This is a genomic window from Brevibacillus sedimenti, assembly GCF_020923495.1.
Classification (GTDB): domain Bacteria; phylum Bacillota; class Bacilli; order Brevibacillales; family Brevibacillaceae; genus Brevibacillus; species Brevibacillus aydinogluensis.
The window spans coordinates 303,101-324,546 of sequence record NZ_CP064048.1 but is presented as its reverse complement, the minus strand read 5'-3'; the positions used below and the strand labels follow the sequence as shown (position 1 = coordinate 324,546).

At 59.0% G+C, this 21,446-nt stretch carries 22 protein-coding genes; 19 read left to right on the top strand and 3 right to left on the bottom strand.

Translation table 11 applies throughout. The features are described 5' to 3' along the window. The first annotated feature begins 103 nt into the window (after positions 1–103). The 4 genes from IRT44_RS01620 to IRT44_RS01605 all read left to right on the top strand — a co-directional run bounded on the left by IRT44_RS01620 (position 104) and on the right by IRT44_RS01605 (position 3,042). The gene (locus tag IRT44_RS01620; protein WP_230077332.1) at positions 104–733 is read left to right on the top strand and encodes a hypothetical protein; all 630 of its coding nucleotides are present in this window, start codon (positions 104–106) and stop codon (positions 731–733) included. Between the two features lie 115 nt (positions 734–848). Then, a complete protein-coding gene (locus IRT44_RS01615; RefSeq protein ID WP_171565914.1) occupies positions 849–1,343 on the top strand; it encodes a GNAT family N-acetyltransferase in 495 nt (164 codons plus the stop codon). Positions 1,344–1,443: 100 nt separating this feature from the next. Further along, the gene (gene nagA / locus IRT44_RS01610) at positions 1,444–2,613 is read left to right on the top strand and encodes an N-acetylglucosamine-6-phosphate deacetylase (protein ID WP_230077331.1); all 1,170 of its coding nucleotides are present in this window, start codon (positions 1,444–1,446) and stop codon (positions 2,611–2,613) included. A gap of 150 nt (positions 2,614–2,763) precedes the next feature. Then, on the top strand, positions 2,764–3,042 hold the full coding sequence (locus tag IRT44_RS01605; RefSeq protein WP_212132090.1) for a DUF5316 domain-containing protein: 279 nt from the start codon (positions 2,764–2,766) through the stop codon (positions 3,040–3,042). Positions 3,043–3,113: 71 nt separating this feature from the next. Here IRT44_RS01605 and IRT44_RS01600 read toward each other — a convergent pair whose 3' ends face one another. Then, on the bottom strand, positions 3,114–4,808 hold the full coding sequence (locus IRT44_RS01600; protein ID WP_230077330.1) for an L-lactate permease: 1,695 nt from the start codon (positions 4,806–4,808) through the stop codon (positions 3,114–3,116). Positions 4,809–5,173: 365 nt separating this feature from the next. After that, on the bottom strand, positions 5,174–5,860 hold the full coding sequence (locus IRT44_RS01595) for a FadR/GntR family transcriptional regulator (protein WP_212132089.1): 687 nt from the start codon (positions 5,858–5,860) through the stop codon (positions 5,174–5,176). Positions 5,861–5,997: 137 nt separating this feature from the next. On the opposite strand from IRT44_RS01595, the gene IRT44_RS01590 reads away from it, so the two are divergent. The 9 genes from IRT44_RS01590 (at position 5,998) to rbsB (ending at position 15,029) form a co-directional block, all read left to right on the top strand. Then, complete coding sequence (locus IRT44_RS01590; RefSeq protein WP_230077329.1) at positions 5,998–6,732, top strand: (Fe-S)-binding protein; 735 nt, start codon at positions 5,998–6,000, stop codon at positions 6,730–6,732. After that, entirely contained in the window at positions 6,729–8,225 is a 1,497-nt protein-coding gene (locus IRT44_RS01585; RefSeq protein WP_230077328.1) for a LutB/LldF family L-lactate oxidation iron-sulfur protein, read from the top strand. The genes IRT44_RS01590 and IRT44_RS01585 overlap by 4 nt, the downstream gene beginning before the upstream one ends. Then, positions 8,225–8,983 carry a LutC/YkgG family protein gene (locus IRT44_RS01580; RefSeq protein ID WP_230077327.1) on the top strand — a complete coding sequence of 253 codons (759 nt, stop codon included), beginning with the start codon at positions 8,225–8,227 and terminating at the stop codon, positions 8,981–8,983. The genes IRT44_RS01585 and IRT44_RS01580 overlap by 1 nt, the downstream gene beginning before the upstream one ends. Before the next feature lie 292 nt (positions 8,984–9,275). Further along, entirely contained in the window at positions 9,276–10,280 is a 1,005-nt protein-coding gene (locus IRT44_RS01575) for a LacI family DNA-binding transcriptional regulator (RefSeq protein WP_171565922.1), read from the top strand. Beyond that, entirely contained in the window at positions 10,277–11,194 is a 918-nt protein-coding gene (gene rbsK / locus IRT44_RS01570; RefSeq protein WP_230077326.1) for a ribokinase, read from the top strand. The genes IRT44_RS01575 and rbsK overlap by 4 nt, the downstream gene beginning before the upstream one ends. Before the next feature lie 9 nt (positions 11,195–11,203). Further along, positions 11,204–11,599 carry a D-ribose pyranase gene (gene rbsD / locus IRT44_RS01565; RefSeq protein WP_230077325.1) on the top strand — a complete coding sequence of 132 codons (396 nt, stop codon included), beginning with the start codon at positions 11,204–11,206 and terminating at the stop codon, positions 11,597–11,599. Between the two features lie 27 nt (positions 11,600–11,626). After that, positions 11,627–13,135 (top strand): sugar ABC transporter ATP-binding protein, encoded by a 1,509-nt coding sequence (locus tag IRT44_RS01560; RefSeq protein ID WP_230077324.1) that lies wholly within the window; start codon positions 11,627–11,629, stop codon positions 13,133–13,135. After that, a complete protein-coding gene (locus IRT44_RS01555; protein ID WP_230077323.1) occupies positions 13,125–14,051 on the top strand; it encodes an ABC transporter permease in 927 nt (308 codons plus the stop codon). Before IRT44_RS01560 ends, IRT44_RS01555 begins: the two co-directional genes overlap by 11 nt. A gap of 24 nt (positions 14,052–14,075) precedes the next feature. Then, complete coding sequence (gene rbsB / locus IRT44_RS01550) at positions 14,076–15,029, top strand: ribose ABC transporter substrate-binding protein RbsB (protein WP_171565927.1); 954 nt, start codon at positions 14,076–14,078, stop codon at positions 15,027–15,029. Between the two features lie 59 nt (positions 15,030–15,088). Here the strand turns inward: rbsB and IRT44_RS01545 are convergent, their stop codons facing one another. After that, positions 15,089–15,634 (bottom strand): PadR family transcriptional regulator, encoded by a 546-nt coding sequence (locus IRT44_RS01545; protein ID WP_171565928.1) that lies wholly within the window; start codon positions 15,632–15,634, stop codon positions 15,089–15,091. A 215-nt stretch (positions 15,635–15,849) separates the two neighbouring features. Between IRT44_RS01545 and IRT44_RS01540 the strand changes: the two genes are divergently transcribed. From IRT44_RS01540 to IRT44_RS01515, 6 genes are all read left to right on the top strand, one after another. Continuing rightward, positions 15,850–16,836 carry an ABC transporter ATP-binding protein gene (locus IRT44_RS01540; protein ID WP_171565929.1) on the top strand — a complete coding sequence of 329 codons (987 nt, stop codon included), beginning with the start codon at positions 15,850–15,852 and terminating at the stop codon, positions 16,834–16,836. Continuing rightward, complete coding sequence (locus IRT44_RS01535) at positions 16,833–17,684, top strand: ABC transporter permease (protein WP_171565930.1); 852 nt, start codon at positions 16,833–16,835, stop codon at positions 17,682–17,684. The genes IRT44_RS01540 and IRT44_RS01535 overlap by 4 nt, the downstream gene beginning before the upstream one ends. Then, positions 17,681–18,472: an ABC transporter permease gene (locus IRT44_RS01530; protein WP_171565932.1), complete on the top strand. Its 792-nt coding sequence runs from the start codon at positions 17,681–17,683 to the stop codon at positions 18,470–18,472. Before IRT44_RS01535 ends, IRT44_RS01530 begins: the two co-directional genes overlap by 4 nt. Before the next feature lie 75 nt (positions 18,473–18,547). After that, a complete protein-coding gene (locus IRT44_RS01525) occupies positions 18,548–19,570 on the top strand; it encodes a polyamine ABC transporter substrate-binding protein (protein WP_376717853.1) in 1,023 nt (340 codons plus the stop codon). A 218-nt stretch (positions 19,571–19,788) separates the two neighbouring features. Next, positions 19,789–20,607, top strand: coding sequence for an alpha/beta fold hydrolase (locus tag IRT44_RS01520; RefSeq protein WP_230077321.1), 819 nt, complete (start codon positions 19,789–19,791; stop codon positions 20,605–20,607). A gap of 71 nt (positions 20,608–20,678) precedes the next feature. Continuing rightward, positions 20,679–21,359: a hypothetical protein gene (locus tag IRT44_RS01515; RefSeq protein ID WP_230077320.1), complete on the top strand. Its 681-nt coding sequence runs from the start codon at positions 20,679–20,681 to the stop codon at positions 21,357–21,359. Positions 21,360–21,446: the final 87 nt, after the last annotated feature.

Here is a 21,446-nt window from a genome sequence, read left to right as displayed (position 1 = left end):
ATCGCGGCCGTCGAAGGCTCCCGCACGTCCCCGCGCGGCGGTGAGCAGCATACGGACAGATGAGATGAAATCATTCATGCGGGAGAAGGGAGGATGGCACACCTTGGGCATCCTGCGCATTGTTCTGTTTGTGCTGTCGTCGCTTTTGCTCCTGTCATGCTCCAATTCTGAGCGGACGCAGCCGGGCATGCTGCACATCGAACCTGTCGATTTGTTCGCCGGAGATGCCCAAAAATTCAAACCGTTCCTGGGAGACATGTCAGGGGCCGTCAAAGTGTCCTACGAAGGAAAGAAAGAGACGATCCGGGCTGTGGTTGAGGTGTGGGAAAACGGCGTCAAAACGGACATTGGGCAGGCGTTTGACACAATGACCCGCGCGTCAACCAATAACAGGCATTACGACGGCCAGTTTCTCATCTCCGTACGAGAGTCGGACGCCAACAACGAAGCCAGCACGCGATACGTGGTCACTTCCGCTTTTGCCGACGACAGCGAACAGTCCAGCGTCCGGACGGAACTGGACGCCGGGCGTAAACATATGGCAAGAGGGCTGATTCAACTTCACGACAGTGTACAGGTTTCGGAAGGGGAACAAGTAGCCGTCTGGGGCATGCAGGCGACGGATGAAAACGTCATGCACGTGATGGATTTCTCCCCCGAGCGGCTAAAACTGGCAAAGTGGGCGTTGATTGTCAAGCTGTCGGCCGTCGATGGCACCGAGGTTGAAAAATAGAACGTAATGCTGTTCGCCAGAGTGCTGACGGAACCCCGTCGGGAACCTCGCCTCTATCGGCGCATTATGTGTTCGGCTGGCGGGGTGATTGCGATACAATAGAGGGGGAACGAGCATGAACGAAATTCGTGTCAGAGCCCTGGTCGAGTCGGACCGGCTGTGGCTGGGCGGCTTTCTCCGTGAGCATTGGGGCAGCTCAAACATGGTGTACGGCCACGGACTGCAGGTGTTTGCCTGTGACGAGCTGCCCGGATTTGCCGCTTTCTGCGGCGAGGAGCTTGTCGGGCTGGTGACCTACGCTGTCGCCGACGGCCAGCTGCAGGTGGTCTCGCTGGACAGCGTGAGGGAAGGCATCGGCGTCGGCACCTCCTTGATGCTGGCGGTGGAACGGGTGGCGCGCGACAGCGGAATGGATCGCGTTTGGCTGTTGACGACCAACGACAACCTGAATGCCCTGCGCTTTTACCAAAAGCGGGGGTACGTACTGGTCGCTGTCCACCGCAATGCTGTGGAGCAGGCGCGTCGGCTCAAGCCGCAAATCCCGACCGTTGGCAGTGACGGCATCCCGCTGCGCGACGAGATTGAGCTGGAAAAGCGGCTATCGCCGTAGCCGCGCGGCATCGCTTGAGAGCGCCGGCAGGCACCTGCGGCCATCATCCGACCGGGCGGCAGCACGCGATGAAGCAAGACAGCAGATGGAGGGATGGAGGATGAAGCAAGCATTTGCCCTGCGGGGAACGGTGGTCACAGGCGGCACGATTGTGGCTGACGGCCTGGTCGTCGTGGACGGCGGCACAATCGCCTACGCGGGAACGTCAGCCGGGTACGCCGGACCGCTGCCGGAACGGGTGGAGACGGTGAAGGACGGCTGGATTTGTCCGGGGTTCGTCGACATACACATGCACGGCATCGCCGGCTGCGACACGATGGACGGCACGCCGGAGTCGCTTATGACGATCTCCCGGGCGCTGGCCCGTTACGGCGTCACGTCGTTTTTGGCGACGACGATGACAGCCCCTTACGCGGAGTTGGAAAAGGCGATCCGCAACATCGCCGCGGTCAGCCGAGCCGGGACGGAGGGAGCGGCTGTCGCGGGCATTCACCTGGAAGGGCCGTGGATCAATCCGCGCTACAAAGGGGCGCAAAACGAGGCCCACATCGTCGCACCCAAATTGGCGGAGGTGCGCCGGCTGTACGAGCTGGCAGGCGGACTGCTGAAGGTGGTGACGATCGCGCCGGAGCAGCCGGAAGCGCTGGAAGCGATCCGCTGGCTGAAGGAGCAGGGGGTCATCGTCTCCGCCGGGCATACCGGGGCCACGTTTGCCCAGGCACAGCATGCGGTGGAGTGCGGCGTGCAGCACTTTACCCACTGCTTCAACGCCATGACGGGACTGCACCACCGCGAGCCGGGGGTGGTCGGTGCGGCGATGGTGCACGAACAGTTGAGCACCGAGCTGATCGCCGACGGAGAGCATGTGCACCCGGCCGTGATGCGCATTTTGTATCGGCTGAAGTCGTTTGGGCGCCTGGCCCTGGTCAGCGATTCGATGCGGGCGGCGGCGCTCGGCGACGGCGTGTACGACCTGGGCGGCCAGGAAGTGCACGTGCGGGGAACGCAGGCCAAACTGGCGGACGGCACGCTGGCCGGCAGCATTTTGACACTCAACCGGGCGGTGCAGAACATGGTGACCCTGTGCGGCGTGCCGCTGCCGGAAGCGGTCGCCATGGCGTCCCAGACACCGGCGGAGATCGTGGGCCTGGGCGGGCAAAAAGGGCGCCTGGAGGCGGGGTACGACGCGGATATTACCGTGCTGAACCTGTCGTACGGAGTGGAGGCCACCTATGTAATGGGCAGACAGGTGTACCGCGCACAGGCGTGATCAATGGCACAAAAGACTGTCCCGTGGGGGATGGCACCGTCCAGCGGGGATGCCGTCTGACACAGCATGAGCATCATCTGCTGCTGCATCGGCGCAGCAGATCCGAATCGCGAATAAAGGAATGGCAGGCAAAAGGGGGAGGGTGGTCTCGTGAAGTACGCGGTCGTATGTGCCGGGCTATGGCTGGCCTGTTTGGCGGCCGGACTGTATTTCGGCTATTGGAACACGTTTGCCGTCGTCGGCGGAGCGGTGTGGCTGTTCAGCGCGGTCTGTTCGGGAGCGCTGCTGAGCGGCGACCGCATTCGCGCCAACTACGCGACGGAAACGGCGGAGGATCGCAAGCAGCGGCAGAAATGGGCGGGACGCTTGTTTCTGTTCGGCCTCCCTTTTGTCGTGACGGCCATTTTCCTGTTATGGTCTACACGCTGAGCGAAGCAGCACGAGTCTGCTTCGCTCTTTTTTCATGCCAAGTCGCGGCGCCCATCAGCGATTCGAGCGCGTCACGGAATCATCCACGACAGGACGTTGGATTGCAGGAACGTGATCAGGCCGACCAGCACCACCAGGATGATGCTGTGCTTCAGCGTAAAGCGGACGAGGTCGGCTTCCTTGCCGGCCAATCCGACGGCGGCGCAGGCGACTGCAATCGATTGCGGCGAGATCATCTTTCCGGTGACACCCCCGCTGGTGTTGGCGGCAATCGCCAGGACGGGATCAACCCCCAACTGCGTGGCCGTCACTTTTTGCAAATGTCCGAACAGCAGGTTGGACGACGTGTCGGAACCGGTGATAAACACGCCGAGCCACCCGAGGAACGGCGCAAAGAATGGAAACAGCACGCCGGTTGAAGCCAGCAGGGTCCCCAGTGTCGTGCTCATGCCGGACGCATTGGTCACGTAGGCAAACGCGACAACCGAGGCGATGGTCACGATCGGGAAGCGAAGTTCGTGCAGCGTTTCGGCAAAAGTGGAACACCAATCTTTCCAGGATATCCTGACGATGAACTTGGTCACGACAGCGGCGACCAGGATCGATGTGCCGGCAGCAGCCAGCAGTTCCAGCTTGAACACGGCGGCCATCGGGTTGCCGGCGGTGTCGATAATCAGCTTGTGCAGGCCGGGGACTTCCGGCGTAAAGGTAAGCAGCTTCCCGAGCGGATTAAGCAGGTTCAGCAGGGGATTGCTCCCCTCGTATGTGCCGAGCAGGGCCTTTTTGACAGGGGGGAGTCCCCAGAGAAAGATGAAGACGGTAAGCATGACAAACGGCGACCACGCCTTGACTACCTGCAAAGAGGAATGCTTTGGGCCGGCGTGCCCTGCTGAAGCGGCAGCGGCCGTCAGTTCAAAGGAGGCCTGCTCGGCGGAAAAGCGAAACACCTGCTTGGGCTTCCAGACTTTCAGAAAGAGCGCCAGCGCCACGATGGAGACGAGCGCGGACAGGATGTCGGGCAGTTCCGGTCCCAGGAAGTTGGACGTGAGGTACTGGGTAAGCGCAAACGAGACGCCGGAGACGAGAATCGCCGGCAGGACCTCCACCGCTTTTTTTACCCCTGCCATGATGACGATCAGGTAAAACGGCACGAAGGCGGAGAGGAACGGAAGCTGCCGCCCGACCATCTTGGAAATCTCCATCGCGGGCACCCCGGTCGGCCCCTCCACGGCGAGGATGGGAATGCCGATCGCGCCAAATGCGACGGGTGCAGTGTTGGCAATCAGACAGAGGCCGGCGGCGTAAAGCGGGTGAAAGCCCAGACCGACCAGCAGTGCGGCCGTGATAGCCACCGGAGCACCAAAGCCGGCCGCCCCCTCCAGAAACGCGCCAAATGAAAAAGCGATCAGCAGCACCTGCAATCGACGGTCTTCGGTAATCGACACGACAGAGGCGCGGATCAAATCAAACTGGCCCGTCTTCACCGTCAGCTTGTACAAAAACACGGCACAGATGATGATCCAGCCAATCGGCAGCAGGCCGTAAACAGCTCCCTGAACCGACGACATGACCGCCATCCGGACCGGCATGCCGTAGACCAATACAGCGACGAGCACGGCGAGGAGCAGCGTGGTGATTCCGGCCACGTGCCCTTTCATGCGCTTGATCGCCAAGGCCCAGAAGAAGTACAGAATCGGGACGAGTGCCGCCAGGGCCGAGAGTACGATACTCCCATTGAGGGGAGCGACTGTTTGTGTCCACGTCATGGAAAAACACCCCGTTTCAACATGAGTTCAAAGCAGGAAACACGACAAAGTAATAAGGTCACCTGATGAATTGGTGGTTGAGAGTCCGTTCCGTCACGAGCGTACTGCATGCGAATTAAAGAAAGCGTTTGCAAAAACAGCAAGGCAAATGTCCGGCAGCGCCCTCCTTTCCGGTGGACATGAACGAGAGCCATTCATCATGTAGTAAGGTCATCTGATGAATTTTTGGTGAATGATTACCTCGATTATAAAAAGCAGGAAAAAAAGATTCAAGAAAAATTTTGAATCTTTTGATCGGTCGGCGCTGCAAAAAAACGGCACGAGCCCCCGCCCGTCCTAAAAAGGCGGAGCCGAGGGCTCGCTGCTCATTTGTTTTCCTTGGTCAGGGGCAGTTCGGATCGCTGCAGGTGTTTGGCCATCAGCTCCATCCCCCGTTTGGCGTCACGATTTTTGATCGCTTCTACCAGCTGTTTGTGCTCCTCGTACAGTTTCATGGCCGACTCGGTATGCAGCCACAGCTTTCGTATGTCCTGCATCGTGCGAAACAGGGAAGAGGCGAAGTTCTCGATCAGCGATTGCAGGATCGGGTTCTGCGTGCTGCGGGCGATGGCCAGGTGGAAGTTGACGTCGTAGAGGTGGCTGATCTCTTCGTTGCCCAGCGCTTCTTTCATCTGCTTGAGAATCCGCTCCAGCTCTTCGATGTTTTCGTCCGTGCGGTTGTATGCGGCCAGTTCCACACAACCGATCTCCAAAATCTTGCGCACCTGCATGATCTGCAGCAGTTCCACCTGCGGGTTGTTCAACTGCAGCATGGTTTCCGCTGATTGGAACGGGGCGCTTTTGACAAACGTCCCGCCGCCCTGCCGCGACTCGATCAGCCCCAGGGCCTTGAGGTGGCTCAACGCCTCACGGATGGTGGAGCGGCTGACGTGATACTGCTTGGCCAGATTTTCTATCGTATCCAGTTTGTCACCAGGCTTGAGCAGGCCGGATTCAATGATTCGCTGCAACTCTTCGGCGATAATTTCATAGCTTTTTTTATGCAGAAACATCCGGTTACCTCCATGGCAGTGATAATTCCACTCTACACTTTTTTCCTGAATTATGATAGTCTGGTGTAAATTCATCAGATAACCTGACATATTTTTGGTCAGGCATACCCAAGCGACGAACTGGAGGAGAAGCATGGATGAACGTCTCGCTCTTTGTCACCTGTTTGTCTGATGCCGTCTATCCCCGCGTGGGAGAAGCGGTGGCCCGCCTGTGCGCCAGGTACGGCATCCGGCTCCGCTTTCCCGACGGGCAGACCTGCTGCGGCCAACCCGCGTTCAACAGCGGGTACTGGGATGCGGCCCGAGACGCGGCCAAGACCATTATCGACGCGTTTGCTGAAAGCGATTTCGTGATTGCCCCGTCCGGCTCCTGTGTGGGAATGATTCACCATCACTATCCCGCGCTGTTTCAAGACGACCCGGTCTATTTGCAAAAGGCGGAAGCGCTGATCGAAAAGACCTATGAATTTTCGCAGTTTTTCGTCAATGTTTTGGGGGTGACCGATCTGGGGGCGACCTTTCCGCACACGGTCACGTATCATCCGTCCTGTCATGCCAGCCGGCTGCTTGGCGTCAAGGACGAACCGCTGTCCCTCTTGTCCAATGTAGCCGGGCTTCGACTCGTTCCGCTGCCCTATGCCGAAGACTGCTGCGGATTCGGCGGGACGTTTTCGGTCAAGCTCCCCGACATTTCTCTGGCGATGGCGGCGGAAAAAGCGGAGCACGTGCTGGAGACGGAGGCGGAGGTCCTGGTCGGAACGGACATGGGCTGCCTGATGAACATCGGGGGCCGCTTGATGCACGAAGGCAAACAGGTGCGGGTGATGCACCTGGCGGAACTCTTGTACGAAGGGGTGAACAGCAGACGATGAGCGGACATCATACGGCTGATACCTTGGAGCAGCGGGCGAAAATCGCCCTGCGCGACCAGTTTTTGCGAAATGCCGTCAAGTTTACCACCAAGAAGCTGCGCACCGGCAAGCAGACAGCGGCGGACGAACTGGGCAACTGGGAAGCCTGGCGCGAACGCGGGCGACAGATCAGACTGCACACGATCGCCCATCTGGATTACTACCTGAGCCAATTTGTCGCCAACCTCAGGGCGGCGGGGGGATACGTTCACTTCGCGGCGGACGCCAGGGAGGCTGTCGACATCACCTTGCGCATCGCCAGGGCGAAACAGGCGAAATCGGTGGTGAAGTCCAAGTCGATGGTGTCTGAAGAACTGCACATCAACCAGGCGCTGGAGGCGAACGGGATCGAGGCGGTGGAGACCGATCTGGGAGAGTACATCATCCAGCTGGCCGGGGAAACGCCGTCCCACATCATTATTCCCGCGATCCACAAGAACAAAAGCCAGGTGGCGCAGCTGTTTTCCCAGGTGGCGGGAACCGATCTCCCGGCGGAAACGGCGATTCTTGCCGGATTTGCCCGCACCAAGCTGAGGGAGAAGTTTCTCGCCGCCGACATCGGCATGACCGGCTGCAACTTTGCTATTGCTGAAAGCGGTTCGATTGTGCTTTTTTCCAACGAAGGAAACGGCAGAATGGTCAGCACGTTGCCCAAGACGCAGATCACCTTCATGGGGATGGAGCGAATCATCCCCTCCTGGGAAGATCTCGAAGTGATGGCGACGCTGCTGCCCCGTTCCGCCACCGGACAGAAACTGACCGTGTACATGTCGGCGATTACCGGTCCACGGCGCAGCGGAGACGGCGACGGGCCGGAAGAGCTGCACGTCATCATCATTGACAACGGGAGGTCCCGCCAACTGGGCGACCCGGAGTTTCAGGAAGTACTCAACTGCATACGCTGCGGTGCCTGCCTCAACGCCTGCCCGGTCTACCGGCACGTGGGCGGCCACGCGTACGGCTGGGTGTACAGCGGGCCGATCGGCGCCGTGCTCACGCCTCTGCTGAATGAAGACCGGGCCAAGTGGGGAGAGGTGGCGAACGCTTCCAGTCTTTGCGGCGCCTGCTATGAAGCGTGTCCGGTCAAAATCCCCCTGCACGACATGCTGGTCTACACCCGCAGGAAAAATGTGGAAAGTGGACTGACCGCACCTGCGGAGAGGCTGGGGATGAAGGTGTTTCGACTGGCTGCCTCCAGTCGCCACGCGTTTCGGCGAACGATCAAGCTGGGGCGGATCGGACAGGCCGCGCTGCTGCGAAACGGCGTGATCCGCGCCAAGTGGGGCCCGTTCAAGGGATGGAACGCGGGGCGGGTGCTGCCGGGTTTGGCCGGGCAGTCTTTCCGCGAGCGCTGGTCCGCCCTGGAACAGGAGCTGCGTGATGAAAGCACGGAGATGAGCGACGAGATTCGAAAACGGCTGCAGGATCAGCTCGAGCAAAGGAGGAAACGCTGATGAACCGCACTCTATCCCCAACCGGCCATGAGGAAATTGATCGGCTGCATCGCGAGTCTCTGGAAAAGGAACAGGCATTCTTCGCGCGGATTGCAGAACGCCTGGGACGGCCGCAGCTCACCAAGCCGCCGCAGCGCACGGTAAAGGGAGCGCCCGATTTTTGGAACGATTATGCGCTGGACAGGGAGGACAACGTGGAGTTGTTCATCAAAAACTGGAAGAGTCTGGGCGGAGTTGCCAGGCGTTTTGCAGACACGGCCGCTCTCGGTCAATTTCTCGAAACGTTTGCCGCCGAGACAGGCGTGAAGCAGGTGATCCGAGCCGATCATCCGCTGATGGAAGAGCTGCGGGTGGACGTCCGCATGAAACCGGCCGAGGTTCACGTCTGGAAAAAGGAGTCGGGCGAAAACGGCGGGCGTTCGCGCCTGTTGGAAAAGGCAGCCGACGCCGACCTGGGAATCGCCGTCGTCGACTTTGCCATTGCTCACACCGGTTCGGTGGTGATCGCCTCCGGGCCGTCTCAGGGCCGCTTGATCAGCCTGCTGCCCACTGCGTTCATGGGCATTGTGAAGGCATCCGCGATCAAGACGAAAATGGGCGAGGTGCTGCGCGAGATCGCCGCATGGAGCGGGAGCGGGCTGCCGGCGGGCATTCACTTTATCACAGGCCCCAGCCGTTCGGCCGACATCGAGAACGACCTGACGATCGGCGTGCACGGACCGGGGATCGTCTACGCATTGGTCCTCGACGACGAATAGTTAGGTATAAGTGTGGTCAGTAAACAAAAGCGGGTGTCTTCAACGGACGCCCGCTTTTGCGTTGGGGAAGCGGACAGGCGATAAAAAGCATTGTCGCCGCTGCGTGAACGACGGCCGCATCGTCTTGGTCCGGACTGGGCGCGTCAGAAAAGTGTTGACATCCTCGGATGCACAGGCGTATATTGAAAGCGTATACATGAAACCGGTTACATATGGTTGGATACTCCGATCATTCATTTTTTTCCAATCATGTGTAACCGGTTACAGATCAGATGACGACGGTGAAGCAGACATGGCGACGATTCGCGATGTAGCCAGACTGGCGGGCGTCTCCGTGGCGACAGTGTCCCGGGTGCTCAACCAAAACGGCTACGTGAACAAGGAAACGGAACAAAAAGTGCGCAGAGCGATTGAGCAGCTCAGGTACGAACCGAATGCGGTGGCGCGGGGCTTGGCCGGCAAACAGACAGGCACGATTGCCCTGATACTGCCCGACATCACCAACCCGTTTTTTCCCGAGATGGCCCGCGGCGTGGAGGACGCGGCACAGGCGCAGGGGTACACGGTGATTCTGTGCAACTCCGACGACCAGGGACAAAAGGAAAAGTCATACATCGAAATGCTCCGCAAAAAGTACATCGACGGCATCATTTTCGCCTCCAACACCCTGGGGCAGGAAGACGTGGAGCAGATGCGGAGCAACAACATTCCGCTGGTCGTGCTCGACCGGGCGCCCACTCGGCAGTTGTGCAGCGTGATCCGTTCACAAAACTACGAAGGGGCCAAACTGGCGGTCCGCCACCTGCTGGACGTGGGGTGCCGGAAAATCGCCCACATCTACGGCCCGCAGGAGCTGATCACGGCGAAAAAACGGCTGCTCGGCTACGAGGAGACGGTGATGCACTTCCCCTGGTACACGCCCAGCCTGATGGTGCCCGGCCACTTCCGCGTGGATGGCGGATTTGATGCCGTCAAGGAGCTGTTGAAGCGGCACCCGGACGTGGACGGCATTTTCTGCGGCAACGATCTGATGGCGGTCGGCGCGTTAAAAGCGCTGTACCAATTGGGCGTAAGAGTGCCGGAGGACGTGGCGCTGATCGGTTTTGACGGGATCGGGTTGACTGAACTGACCCAGCCGGAGCTGTCCACGGTGGCCCAGCCCATTTACGAGATGGGAGTGCTTGCGGCCAAAGTCTTGATGGAAACGATTGAGACCGGCGTGATGGAGCCAAGGCTGTACGAGCTGGAGGTCACCCTCGTTGCGCGGGAATCCACGAAAAGGAGAGCGGAAGCATGAACAAGATCCCTTCGATTGTCGTAATCGGCAGTTTGAACATCGACATCGTGGTGGAAGCGGACCGGCCGCCTCAAATGGGCGAAACGGTGTCCGGCAGCCAGGTGCATTTCATTCCCGGAGGCAAAGGTTCCAACCAGGCGGTGGCCGCTGCCCGGCTGGGAGCGCGAACAGCGATGATCGGGGCTGTCGGCGGCGATCCGTTTGGCGCGGAACTGCTGCAATCGCTGCAGCGTGAAGGCATCGACACAAGGGCAGTCAAAACCGTAAGCGGGACGCACACCGGCGTTGCCTCAATCCTGCTGTCGCAAGGAGACAACCAGATTATCGTCGTCGCCGGGGCAAACGGTCACTGCACTCCGGCTGACATCGACCGGCACCAGGAGCTTGTCAGACAGGCGGACGCGGTGCTCCTGCAGTTGGAAATTCCGCTGGAGACGGTCCAGTACGCGGCGCAGACGGCCAAGCGGCTCGGCAAGGCGGTCGTGCTCAACCCGGCTCCGGCCCGGCCGCTGCCCGACGACCTGCTCTCCCATGTGGATGTGCTGATTCCGAATGAAACGGAGCTGTACCTTTTGGCGGAAGCGGACGAACGCACCGAGCTGGTCGATGCGATGCGCCGTCTGCAGGACAAAGGGGTGCGGACCATCGTCACCACGCTCGGCGCCAAGGGTGCGGCGTATCTGACAGAAGACGGAGCGTTTGGCCGCGTTCCCGGCCACAAGGTAGACGTGGTGGATACGACAGGAGCAGGCGATGCGTTCAACGCCGGATTTGCCTTTGCGCTTGCAACAGGCGAGACAGTGCCTGCGGCGGTGGCGTTTGCCGTCAAGGTGGGGGCGCTGGCCGTCACCAGGCTGGGGGCGCACGCCGGAATGCCGACGCTTGCACAGGTGCAGGAATTTGCCGCAGAGTAGGAGGACGCCATGAAAAAACAGGGGATACTCAACAGTGAATTGTCGGCGCTGATCAGCAGACTGGGACACACGGACCGGATCGTCATTTGCGATGCCGGCCTGCCGATTCCCGAATTCGTTCCGCGCATTGATCTGGCTGTGTTGCCGGGACTGCCGTCGTTCTTTGACGTGCTGCAGGCGGTCCTGATCGAGATGCAGGTGGAGCGGGTGATCTACGCGGAGGAATGGCAGCGGGTCAACCCGCAGGCCGTCCGGCGGCTGGAAGCGGAACTGCCCGGCGCCGAACGGGACATCGTCAGCCACGAAACGTTCAAGCAGCTGACCAGGGAAGCCCGGGCGGTGATCCGTACGGGTGAGTGCACGCCGTACGCCAACGTGATCCTGCAGGCAGGCGTCATCTTCTAAAGCGCGAGGCGAAGGGAGGGAGAGCGCATGAGTGACTACTTGTTGGAGATGAAGGAGATCAGCAAGTCGTTCCCCGGGGTAAAGGTGCTGGACGGGGTGATGCTCAACCTGAAGCGCGGCGAAGTGCTTGCGCTGATGGGCGAAAACGGGGCGGGCAAATCCACCCTGATGAAAATTCTCGGCGGCATCTACCAGCGGGACGGCGGCACGATTGTCGTCAAGGGGCAGACGCAGGAAACGATGACCCCCGACATCGCCGCCAAACGGGGCATCGCCATCATCCACCAGGAGCTGAACCTGATCCCGCACCTGTCCGTCATGGAAAACATCTTTCTCGGCCGCGAGTTTACCTACGGCAAAAGCGGGCTTGTCAACTGGTCCCGGATGCGGACGGAAGCAAAGCGCTGGCTGGAGCAGCTGGCGATCGACCTGGATCCGGCGACGCTGGTGGGCAACCTGTCCGTCGGGCAGCAGCAGATGATCGAAATTGCCAAAGCGCTGTCGATGCAGGCGGATATCCTGGTGCTGGACGAACCGACGGCGGCGCTGACCAACCGGGAGATCGACGCCCTCTTTGAGGTGATTGCCGCCCTCAAACAGAAAGGGGTGGGCATGATCTACATTTCCCACCGCATGGAGGAGATTTTCCAGATCAGCGACCGGATCACGGTGCTGCGGGATGGCAAATACGTGGGAACAGTGACGACGGAACAGACCAACCTGGATGAACTGGTAAAAATGATGGTCGGCCGGGAAATCACGGATCGCTTCCCGAAAGTGGAAGTGAAGCCTGGCGAGGAACGGCTTCGCGTGGAGAACCTCACCGTCCGCGGCAAGCTGTCCGGCATCTCCTTTTCCCTGAGAAGCGGTGAGATTGTCGGCGTGGCCGGCTTGATGGGAGCAGGCCGCACCGAGATGGCCAAAGCGCTGTTCGGCGCGGAGAAGATGGACGGCGGCGCCATTTTCGTCGACGGCAAGCAAGTCCGCATCAGCCAGCCGATCGACGCGATCCGGGCGGGCATTGCGCTGGTGACCGAGGACCGAAAAGAGGAGGGGCTGGTGCTGCCGCTCTCTGTGCGGGAAAACATCGCACTGCCCAATCTGGCAAAGCTCTCGTCGCTGGGCGTGATGAACCGGCATGCGGAGCGGACATTGAGCGAGGAGACGATTCGGCGGCTGTTAATCAAGACATCCGGCGGGGAACAGGCGGCCGGCTCGCTCTCCGGCGGCAATCAGCAAAAAGTGGTGATCGGCAAATGGCTGGCCACCAAGCCGAAGATTTTGATTTTGGACGAACCGACCCGAGGGGTCGACATCGGAGCGAAAAAAGAGATTTACGACATCATGAACCGCCTGGCCCAGGAAGGCGTGGCCATCCTGATGATTTCCTCCGAACTGCCGGAGGTGCTGGGGATGAGCGACCGGGTGCTAGTCATGCACGAGGGGCGCATCACCGGATCGTTTTCACGGGCGGAAGCGACACAGGAATTGATCATGCATGCGGCGACGGGAGGGACGAACACCCATGCGGTTTAACCTATTGCAGCGGATGGGCCCGCTCCTCGGGCTGGCCTTGATTGTCATCGTACTGTCCATTATTAGCGACGACTTTTTGACCCTCAGCAACATTTTCAACGTGCTGCGGCAGATCTCCATCAACGCCCTGATCGCGTTCGGGATGACCTTCGTCATCCTGACGGGCGGGATCGACTTGTCCGTTGGCTCCATTCTGGCCCTGTCCAGCGCCATCACGGCCGGCTTGATGACCGGCGGGATGGACACGACGCTGGCCGTCCTGATTGGCCTGATGGCCGGCATGGCGATGGGAGCCGTCAACGGCCTGATCATCGCCAAGGGAAAAGTCGCCCCGTTTATCGCCACGCTGGCGACGATGACCGTGTTTCGCGGACTGACGCTTGTCTATACGGAAGGAAAGCCGATCACCGGCCTGAATCCCGATTTTGCCATGCTGGGGAAAGGCTTTTTCCTGGAGATTCCGATGCCGGTCATCTGGATGGTGCTCTCCTTTGTCGTGCTGTACTTCATTCTGCGTCACACGACGTTTGGGCGTCACGTCTACGCGCTCGGCAGCAACGAGGAAGCGACGAGGCTGTCCGGCATCAGCACGACCCGGGTGAAGGTATGGGTCTACACGATCAGCGGGCTGTTTGCCGCTCTGAGCGGAATTATCCTCGCCTCCCGCCTCAACTCGGCGCAGCCGACGGCGGGGACTGCGTACGAACTGGATGCGATTGCTGCCGTCGTGCTGGGCGGAACCAGTCTGGCCGGCGGACGCGGCTGGATCGTCGGCACCCTGATCGGGGCGATGATCATCGGTGTGTTAGACAACGGTCTCAATCTGCTCAATGTCTCCTCTTTCTACCAGGCGGTGGTCAAAGGGGCAGTCATCCTGGTGGCAGTATTGCTCGACCGGTCTAAATCCAATAAATAATGCTCACATAGGGGGAAGGTACACATGAAAAGGTTTTTGAAGTTGGCGTTGGCTTCGTCACTGGTGCTGTCGGTGCTGGCCGGCTGCTCCACGTCGTCCAGTCTGGAAAACAAGGCACCGGATCAGTCGTCCCAAGGTGGCTCCGGTGCTGCGGCAGACGGCACAATCACCATCGGTCTGGCCGTGTCCACGCTGAACAACCCGTTCTTTGTCACGCTCAAGGAAGGGGCGGAAAAGGCGGCAAGCGAGGCCGGCGCAAAGCTGATCGTCGTCGACGCGCAGGATGACACCGCCAAGCAGATCAGCGGCGTGGAAGACCTGATCCAGAAAAAGGTGGACGTCATCCTGATCAACCCAACGGACAGCGCCGCCATCACCACCGCAGTGGAAGCGGCCAATCAGGCCAACATTCCGGTAATCACCGTCGACCGTGCGGCAGAAGGCGGAAACGTCGTCTCCCACATCGCCTCTGACAACGAAAAAGGAGGCAAAATGGCGGGCGAGTTCATTCTGGAGAAGCTGGGCGGCAAGGGCAACATCGTCGAGCTGCAGGGCATCGCCGGCACCTCCGCGGCCCGCGACCGCGGCAAAGGGTTCCACGAAGCCGTTGACAACAAGGACGGTGTAAAAGTGGTGGCTCAGCAGCCGGCTGACTTTGACCGCGCCAAAGGATTGAGTGTAATGGAAAACATTCTGCAGGGCAACAAGGACATTCAGGCCGTCTTCGCCCACAACGACGAGATGGCGCTGGGCGCACTGCAGGCGATCGAAGCGGCGGGCAAACAGATCCTGGTGGTCGGCTTTGACGCTACCGACGACGCAGTCAAAGCGGTCAACGAGGGCAAAATGGCGGCAACCGTCGCGCAAAAACCGGCTGCAATCGGGGAGACGGCTGTACAAACGGCAATCAGCGTGGCTAAAGGAGAGAAAGTGGACAGCTTCATCCCGGTTGATCTGGAGCTGGTGACGAAAAAGTAACACCGGAAATGGGCCTCCTGTCTGTACGGCGGGAGGTTTTTTTTGCGCATGGATTGGATTTAAGGCCGGGAGTTGTCCAACAGGTCCATCACCCAGCGGCACCACTCCATTTCCTCGCGCATGCTGCTGATGGCGCGGCGGATCAGAATGTATTCGCCAAAGGAGGGAGTGCGGGGGTCTTGCGGCAGGCCGTCGCAAGCCTTCTCCAGCTCTTGTAAAAAGGTCTCAAACATCTGCAGCTGCTCCCGGCAGTACGCTTCCCGCTCGGCAAACAGGTTGCGGGCCGACTCAGTATCTGTCAACCACAGGCAGTACGACTTGAGAAACAGCTCGTCGCGAAACACCGGCTCCGAAGTCGGTTCCGCCAGCCACTCCCGCAAAGCCTCGCGTCCCTTTTCGGTAATCGAATACACTTTTTTGTCCGGCCGGTCTATCTGGTGTACGCGGGTAAATTCCACATACCCCTCCTGCTCCATTTTGGCCAGCAGGGGGTAAATCTGGCTGTGTTTGGCCTGCCAAAATGGTTGAAGCTGCAGCATCAAGTCATAACCGGAGCTGGGCGTGCGCGCCACCAGCCCAAGCAGTCCGTACGCAAGCGGATTCACGTTGTAGCCTCCTGTCATCGTTATGTTTGAGACTATTATAGGAAGAGGTGGAAACGTTTTCAACTTGGCGTGTTTGCCCGCCGCCATCGCGCCGAAAACTCGCTCGGAAAAATTTGATCGACAAGACCCTCCACCTGTTTACAAAACGTGTCATCCACGTTATATTTACCTAGATTGGTTATGAGTATTTTGACATATGGTGAGACGATGACCAGATGAAAACGATCATTGCCCTGGAGTCAATTGAAAAGCACTTTTCAGGTTCCGTGGTGATTCCTCCCCTGTCCCTAACCATCGGTGAAGGGGAATTTCTGACGCTGTTGGGGCCGAGCGGCTGCGGCAAAACGACACTGCTGCGCATGATCGCCGGTTTTGAGGAGCCGACAGCCGGGGAGATCTATCTGGACGGGAAGCCGTTGACCAACGTTCCCCCCTACAGGCGCGACATGAACATGGTGTTCCAGCAGTACGCCTTGTTTCCGCACATGACGGTGGAAGAGAACATCCTGTTCGGACTGAAAATGAAGAAAGTGCCTGCTGCGGAACAGCAGCGGCGGCTGGAGGAAGCCCTGCAGTACACGCATCTCGCTGAGCTTCGCAAGCGGACGCCGAAACAGCTGTCCGGCGGGCAGCAGCAGCGCGTGGCCATTGCCCGGGCAATCGTCAACAACCCGAAGGTGCTGCTGTTGGACGAGCCATTGGGAGCGCTGGACTATCAACTGCGCAAAAATCTGCAGTTGGAATTAAAGAATTTGCAGAAAAATTTAGGTATTACCTTTGTCTACGTGACGCACGACCAGGAAGAGGCGATGGCGATGTCCGACCGGATTGCAGTCATGAACAAGGGGCGGATCGAGCAGATCGCCACACCGGCCGAGATTTACAACCGACCGCGCACCCTGTTCGTCGCCACGTTCATCGGTGAAAACAACATTTTCCGCAGCGGTGACGCCAACATCGCCGTCCGGCCGGAAAAAATCAGGCTGTATCCGCTTGAAGCGGAGCAGGACAAGCACCGCATGACCGGCCGGATCATTGACATGGTGTTTCTCGGCAACCTGCGCAAGCTGTACATTCGGCTGTACGAGGAGGACATGACCGTGCTGGCCCACCAGTACGCAGGCGACAGCCGCAGCTGGCGGGAGGGCGATCAAGTGGCGATCGGATGGGCACCCGAGGACGAGGTGACGCTCTGGTTATGACCACCAAACGGCTCAAGCTATTGGCGCTGCCGGCCCTGGTGTGGCTGGGGGCGCTCTTCGTCCTGCCGCTATTGATGATCGCTGCCCTTTCCTTTTTGAAACGCGGCACCTACGGCCAGATCGTGTATCAGGGGACGCTGGACAACTACACGCGCATCATTGATCCGCTGTACGGAGACATCTTCCTGGACACGCTGGCCATTTCCGTGCTGACGACGTTTCTCGCGCTCGTCTGCGGCTATCCGCTGGCGTACCACATCTCGCGGATGCGGCGGTCGGCGCAGAAAATCTGGCTGCTGCTGGTCATGATCCCGTTTTGGATCAATTTTCTCGTTCGCTCGTACGCCTGGGTGATCATTTTGCGCTCGCAAGGTGTAATCAACACCGTGCTGCAGTCGCTCGGTCTGATCGACGAACCGCTGCCGCTCTTGTACAACTCCGGCTCGGTGCTGCTGGGGATGGTCTACACCCTGCTGCCGTTCATGGTGCTGCCGATCTACGTCTCGCTGGAGCAGATGGATCGGCGCAAGCTGGAGGCGGCGTACGACCTGGGTGCGACGCCGTGGAAAGCCTTTTGGCACGTCACCTTGCCGCTGAGCAAGACAGGCGTGGTCACCGGTTCCATTCTGGTTTTCGTGTCGTCCATCGGCATGTTCGTCGTGCCTGACGTGATGGGCGGGGCGAAATCGGCCCTGATCGGCAACGTCATCCAGAACCAGTTCCTCTCCGCACGCGACTGGCCGTTTGGCTCGGCGCTTTCGATCGTTTTGATGCTTCTGTCGATGCTGTTGATCTTCCTTTACTACCGTGCCACCAAAGCGGCCGGGCCAAAGGAGGGAGCAGCATGAGCAGCTGGCGGCGCCGAGCACTATCCGGTTATTCCTGGGCGATGCTGGTCTTTTTGTACCTGCCGATCGCCGTTTTGATGCTGTATTCGTTCAACCAGTCGCGCATCAATGCCGTCTGGAGCGGGTTTACGTGGAAATGGTACGTTTCCTTGTTTGAAAACCGGCAGGTGATGGAAGCATTGGGCAACAGCTTGTCCATCGCGCTGATCAGCAGTGTGCTGGCCACGCTCTTGGGGACGGCGGCGGCACTGGCGTTAAAGCATTTCTCGCTTCGCTGGCGCAGCATCGTTCAATCCCTAATCTACCTGCCGATCGTCATCCCGGAAATCATGATGGGGCTGTCGCTGCTGGTGCTGTTCAGCCAACTGCACATCGAGCTGGGCAAAGCGACGCTGGTGATGGCGCATGTCACCTTCAGCATGCCGTTTGTGATGGTCATCATCATGGCGCGGCTGGCCGACATGGGCAGCGAACTGGAAGAGGCGGCACAGGATTTGGGTGCCACCCCCTGGGAGACGCTGCGCCATGTGACGCTGCCGCTGATCTCGCCCAGCATTCTCGCCGGGCTGCTGATGTCCTTTACGCTCTCGCTGGACGACTTCATTATTTCGTTCTTTGTCGCCGGGCCCAACTCGACGACGCTGCCGCTGTACATCTACGGCCTGGTTAAACGCGGCGTGTCTCCGGAGGTAAACGCGCTCTCCACGCTGATGATCGCCTGCACGGTGCTGCTGGTGGTCATCGCCGAGCTTCTCCGGCGCAAGGACTCCAAATCGATCACGTTGTAACCAGGACACAAACAACCGTTTACGGGAGGTTGAACTCGTCACATGAAAGTGCTGAAGTCCCTGTTGATCGGCGCGATGTCCGCCGCCCTCGCCTTTTCCGCCGTCGGCTGCTCCTCTTCCGAGCAAGGGGAGCAGGTGCTGAACATCTACAGTTGGGCTGACAACTTTAACCCGGATGTGATCAAGGAGTTTGAGCAGACGTACAACGTCAAGGTAAACTACGACGTGTACGGCAGCAACGAAGAGATGCTGGCCAAAATCCAGGCGGGCGCTTCCGGTTACGACCTGATCCAGCCGTCCGACTACATGGTGGGAACGTTGATCCAGCTCGGCTTGCTGGAAGAGCTGAACAAGGAGAACATCCCCAACCTGAAGAACATCGTCTCCACGTTCCAGACGCCGCCGTTTGACCCGGGCAACAAGTATTCGATCGTGTATACCTGGGGCATTACGGGGATCGCCTACAACAAAAAGTACGTGAAAGAGCCGATCACCAGCTGGCAGGACCTGTGGAACCCTGCGTACAAGGGACGTGTGATCCTGCTGAACGACCCGCGCGAAGTCATGGGCATGGCGCTGATCAAAAACGGCTTCTCCAACAGCACCAAGGACAAGGGCGAACTGGAGAAGGCGTTTGCGGATCTGAAGGGCCTTTTGCCCAGTGTGATCGCGTTTGACACGGACAACATCAAGCAGAAAATGATCGCCGAAGAAGCGTGGATTGGCACCGTCTGGTCCGGCGACGCGTCGTTTATCAACGCGCAAAACCAGGATGTCGCGTACGTCATCCCGAAAGAAGGGGCCACAATCTGGGCGGACACGCTGGCCATTCCCAAAGGAGCCAAGCACAAGGAACTGGCGGAGAAGTTTATCAACTACCTGATGGACCCGCAGGTCAGCGTGAAAAACTACGAGTTCATCGGCTACAGCAACCCGAACGAAAAGGCGTACCCGCTGCACAGCGAAGAATACCGCGCCAACAAGATGATCTTCTTGGACAAAGCGGACATCGATCGGGCCGAATGGCTTGTCGACGTGGGCGACACGCTGCAGGAGTACGACCGGTACTGGACTGAACTAAAGAGTGGACGTGAATAAGCGCAAGTCCCGTTTCACCGCACATGTGGCGGCGGCGGGACGCGTGCATCCGGCCCGGCAGCGGGGACATCTCCCGTGTGTCGGGCCGTTGTTTTTTTCAGCGCACATCGCGACCCATACGTGACGTCCGGACTTTTTGGGGGGTATCTCGTATATTGTGTGAATTGTCTGGACACATCCGGGTGATGTGTGCAATAGTGGTGGCGGGGTGATAAAAAATGGAAATCGATCTCGTAACGCAATCCGGATGGATCGAAGCGAACGGCACCCGCTTCTACTACGAAGCACAGGGAACGGGAGAGCCGCTGCTGCTGATTCACGGACTTAATCTGGACACGCGCATGTGGGAGAGACAGGCGGCGGTGTTTGCCCAATTCTATCGCGTCATCCGCTTTGATCTGCGCGGCATGGGCCGGACGCCCATCGGGGAGGGGCCCTACACGGTGTACGGGGATACCCGCGCCGTGCTGGAAGGATTGGGTGTGGAACGGGCCCATGTTGTCGGCTTGTCATTCGGCGGGATGGTGGCCCAGGAGTTTGCCCTGGCCTGGCCGGAGATGGTGAAGCGGCTCGTACTCGTCTCGTCCGGTCTGCTCGGCCACCCGCGATCGGAGCGACGGCAGCGGGATGCAGGCCGCATAGCAGAGCTGATTGAATCAGGCAGCCGGGAAGAGGCAGTGGAGCTGGCGGCGCGGATGTGGTTTGACGGGCCGGATCAGCCGGTCAACACAGAGGCGGGGGAAGAGAGGGAGAACTTCCGGCAGATGACCGCGCATGCCTACTCGCTGCCGCCGGTGACCCAAATGCCCGCGTGGCTGTCACCGCTGCCGAAAGACCGGCTGGAAGAGATCAAGGTACCGACGCTGGTGATTGCCGGCGGCAGAGACTACGAGGACTTTTTGCAGATCGCCGACGAGCTGGCGGCACGCATATCCGGCGCGGAAAAAGCAGTGCTGGAGGCGTCGGCTCACATTCCGCCGATGGACCAGCCGGAGGCGTTCAACCGGCTGGTGCTCGACTTCCTGGGGCGGAAGTAACAGGAAGCAGTAGGCTGTACTTATACGAAAGATGGGCTTGCAGAGACAGCTAAGGAGGCAAAAAGACTCTAGTGAAGAAATGGCTGCTGCTTGTTGTGACAGCTGTTGTCCTGATCGGCTGTACGTCATCGAACAGCGAGCAAGGGGAACGAAAACAACCTGTTCAATCAGAAGAGGGGGATGCAACCAACATCCCCGATTGGTTGTTCGATTCATTCAGACAAAAGTTTAGTCAACCAGATGAAATCAAGAAAGAAAGCATTACGCTTGTGTATCTTCGGATGGATCGAAAAAACAGGGCACCCGAAATAGCCGCCTTCCTGACAACGAGCCATATGGAAGGCTGGTTTGTCCTGTATGCGGAAGAAAACGGCGCATACAGAGAGGTGTATGCCAAGGGTGAGCCAGTATATGGTCTGCAGGTTCACGGTGCCGTTGATCACATGATTTCATTTGTATCCGGGCTTGGCGGTTCCGGCGTACAGAAAAACAATTACCATCTCATCAAATACACAAAGCAGGGTTACAAAGAAGTGTGGAATGGCGTAGCTTATGATGTGTTGGCGAACGGCCCCCCGCCGTTACACAAGAAGTTTGGCACGTTTTTTATCGATGAACATACAGGCACCCTGTATTACAAGCAGACTGCCTACAACTATAACGAGGACTTCGAACACGTAAGTTCGACCAAAGAAACTTCACAAGTCTATCACTATGATGAAGAGAAGGACGTTTTCATCCCCTCTTCCTGATACCAGACGGACTGCTTCGCTCGCCGCGCGTTTCGCGAGTCAGCCGACATTCCGGCCGCTGTGCCGCTGACGCGGCGAGCACACAGT

What these genes read in the sequence shown, in the direction of transcription:
- IRT44_RS01615 (WP_171565914.1), top strand. Translation starts at nt 849, where the DNA reads ATGAACGAAATTCGTGTCAGAGCCCTGGTCGAGTCGGACCGGCTGTGG.
- nagA (WP_230077331.1), top strand. Translation starts at nt 1,444, where the DNA reads ATGAAGCAAGCATTTGCCCTGCGGGGAACGGTGGTCACAGGCGGCACG.
- IRT44_RS01600 (WP_230077330.1), bottom strand. Translation starts at nt 4,808, where the DNA reads ATGACGTGGACACAAACAGTCGCTCCCCTCAATGGGAGTATCGTACTC.
- IRT44_RS01595 (WP_212132089.1), bottom strand. Translation starts at nt 5,860, where the DNA reads ATGTTTCTGCATAAAAAAAGCTATGAAATTATCGCCGAAGAGTTGCAG.
- IRT44_RS01590 (WP_230077329.1), top strand. Translation starts at nt 5,998, where the DNA reads ATGAACGTCTCGCTCTTTGTCACCTGTTTGTCTGATGCCGTCTATCCC.
- IRT44_RS01585 (WP_230077328.1), top strand. Translation starts at nt 6,729, where the DNA reads ATGAGCGGACATCATACGGCTGATACCTTGGAGCAGCGGGCGAAAATC.
- IRT44_RS01580 (WP_230077327.1), top strand. Translation starts at nt 8,225, where the DNA reads ATGAACCGCACTCTATCCCCAACCGGCCATGAGGAAATTGATCGGCTG.
- IRT44_RS01575 (WP_171565922.1), top strand. Translation starts at nt 9,276, where the DNA reads ATGGCGACGATTCGCGATGTAGCCAGACTGGCGGGCGTCTCCGTGGCG.
- rbsK (WP_230077326.1), top strand. Translation starts at nt 10,277, where the DNA reads ATGAACAAGATCCCTTCGATTGTCGTAATCGGCAGTTTGAACATCGAC.
- rbsD (WP_230077325.1), top strand. Translation starts at nt 11,204, where the DNA reads ATGAAAAAACAGGGGATACTCAACAGTGAATTGTCGGCGCTGATCAGC.
- IRT44_RS01560 (WP_230077324.1), top strand. Translation starts at nt 11,627, where the DNA reads ATGAGTGACTACTTGTTGGAGATGAAGGAGATCAGCAAGTCGTTCCCC.
- IRT44_RS01555 (WP_230077323.1), top strand. Translation starts at nt 13,125, where the DNA reads ATGCGGTTTAACCTATTGCAGCGGATGGGCCCGCTCCTCGGGCTGGCC.
- rbsB (WP_171565927.1), top strand. Translation starts at nt 14,076, where the DNA reads ATGAAAAGGTTTTTGAAGTTGGCGTTGGCTTCGTCACTGGTGCTGTCG.
- IRT44_RS01540 (WP_171565929.1), top strand. Translation starts at nt 15,850, where the DNA reads ATGAAAACGATCATTGCCCTGGAGTCAATTGAAAAGCACTTTTCAGGT.
- IRT44_RS01535 (WP_171565930.1), top strand. Translation starts at nt 16,833, where the DNA reads ATGACCACCAAACGGCTCAAGCTATTGGCGCTGCCGGCCCTGGTGTGG.
- IRT44_RS01530 (WP_171565932.1), top strand. Translation starts at nt 17,681, where the DNA reads ATGAGCAGCTGGCGGCGCCGAGCACTATCCGGTTATTCCTGGGCGATG.
- IRT44_RS01525 (WP_376717853.1), top strand. Translation starts at nt 18,548, where the DNA reads ATGTCCGCCGCCCTCGCCTTTTCCGCCGTCGGCTGCTCCTCTTCCGAG.
- IRT44_RS01520 (WP_230077321.1), top strand. Translation starts at nt 19,789, where the DNA reads ATGGAAATCGATCTCGTAACGCAATCCGGATGGATCGAAGCGAACGGC.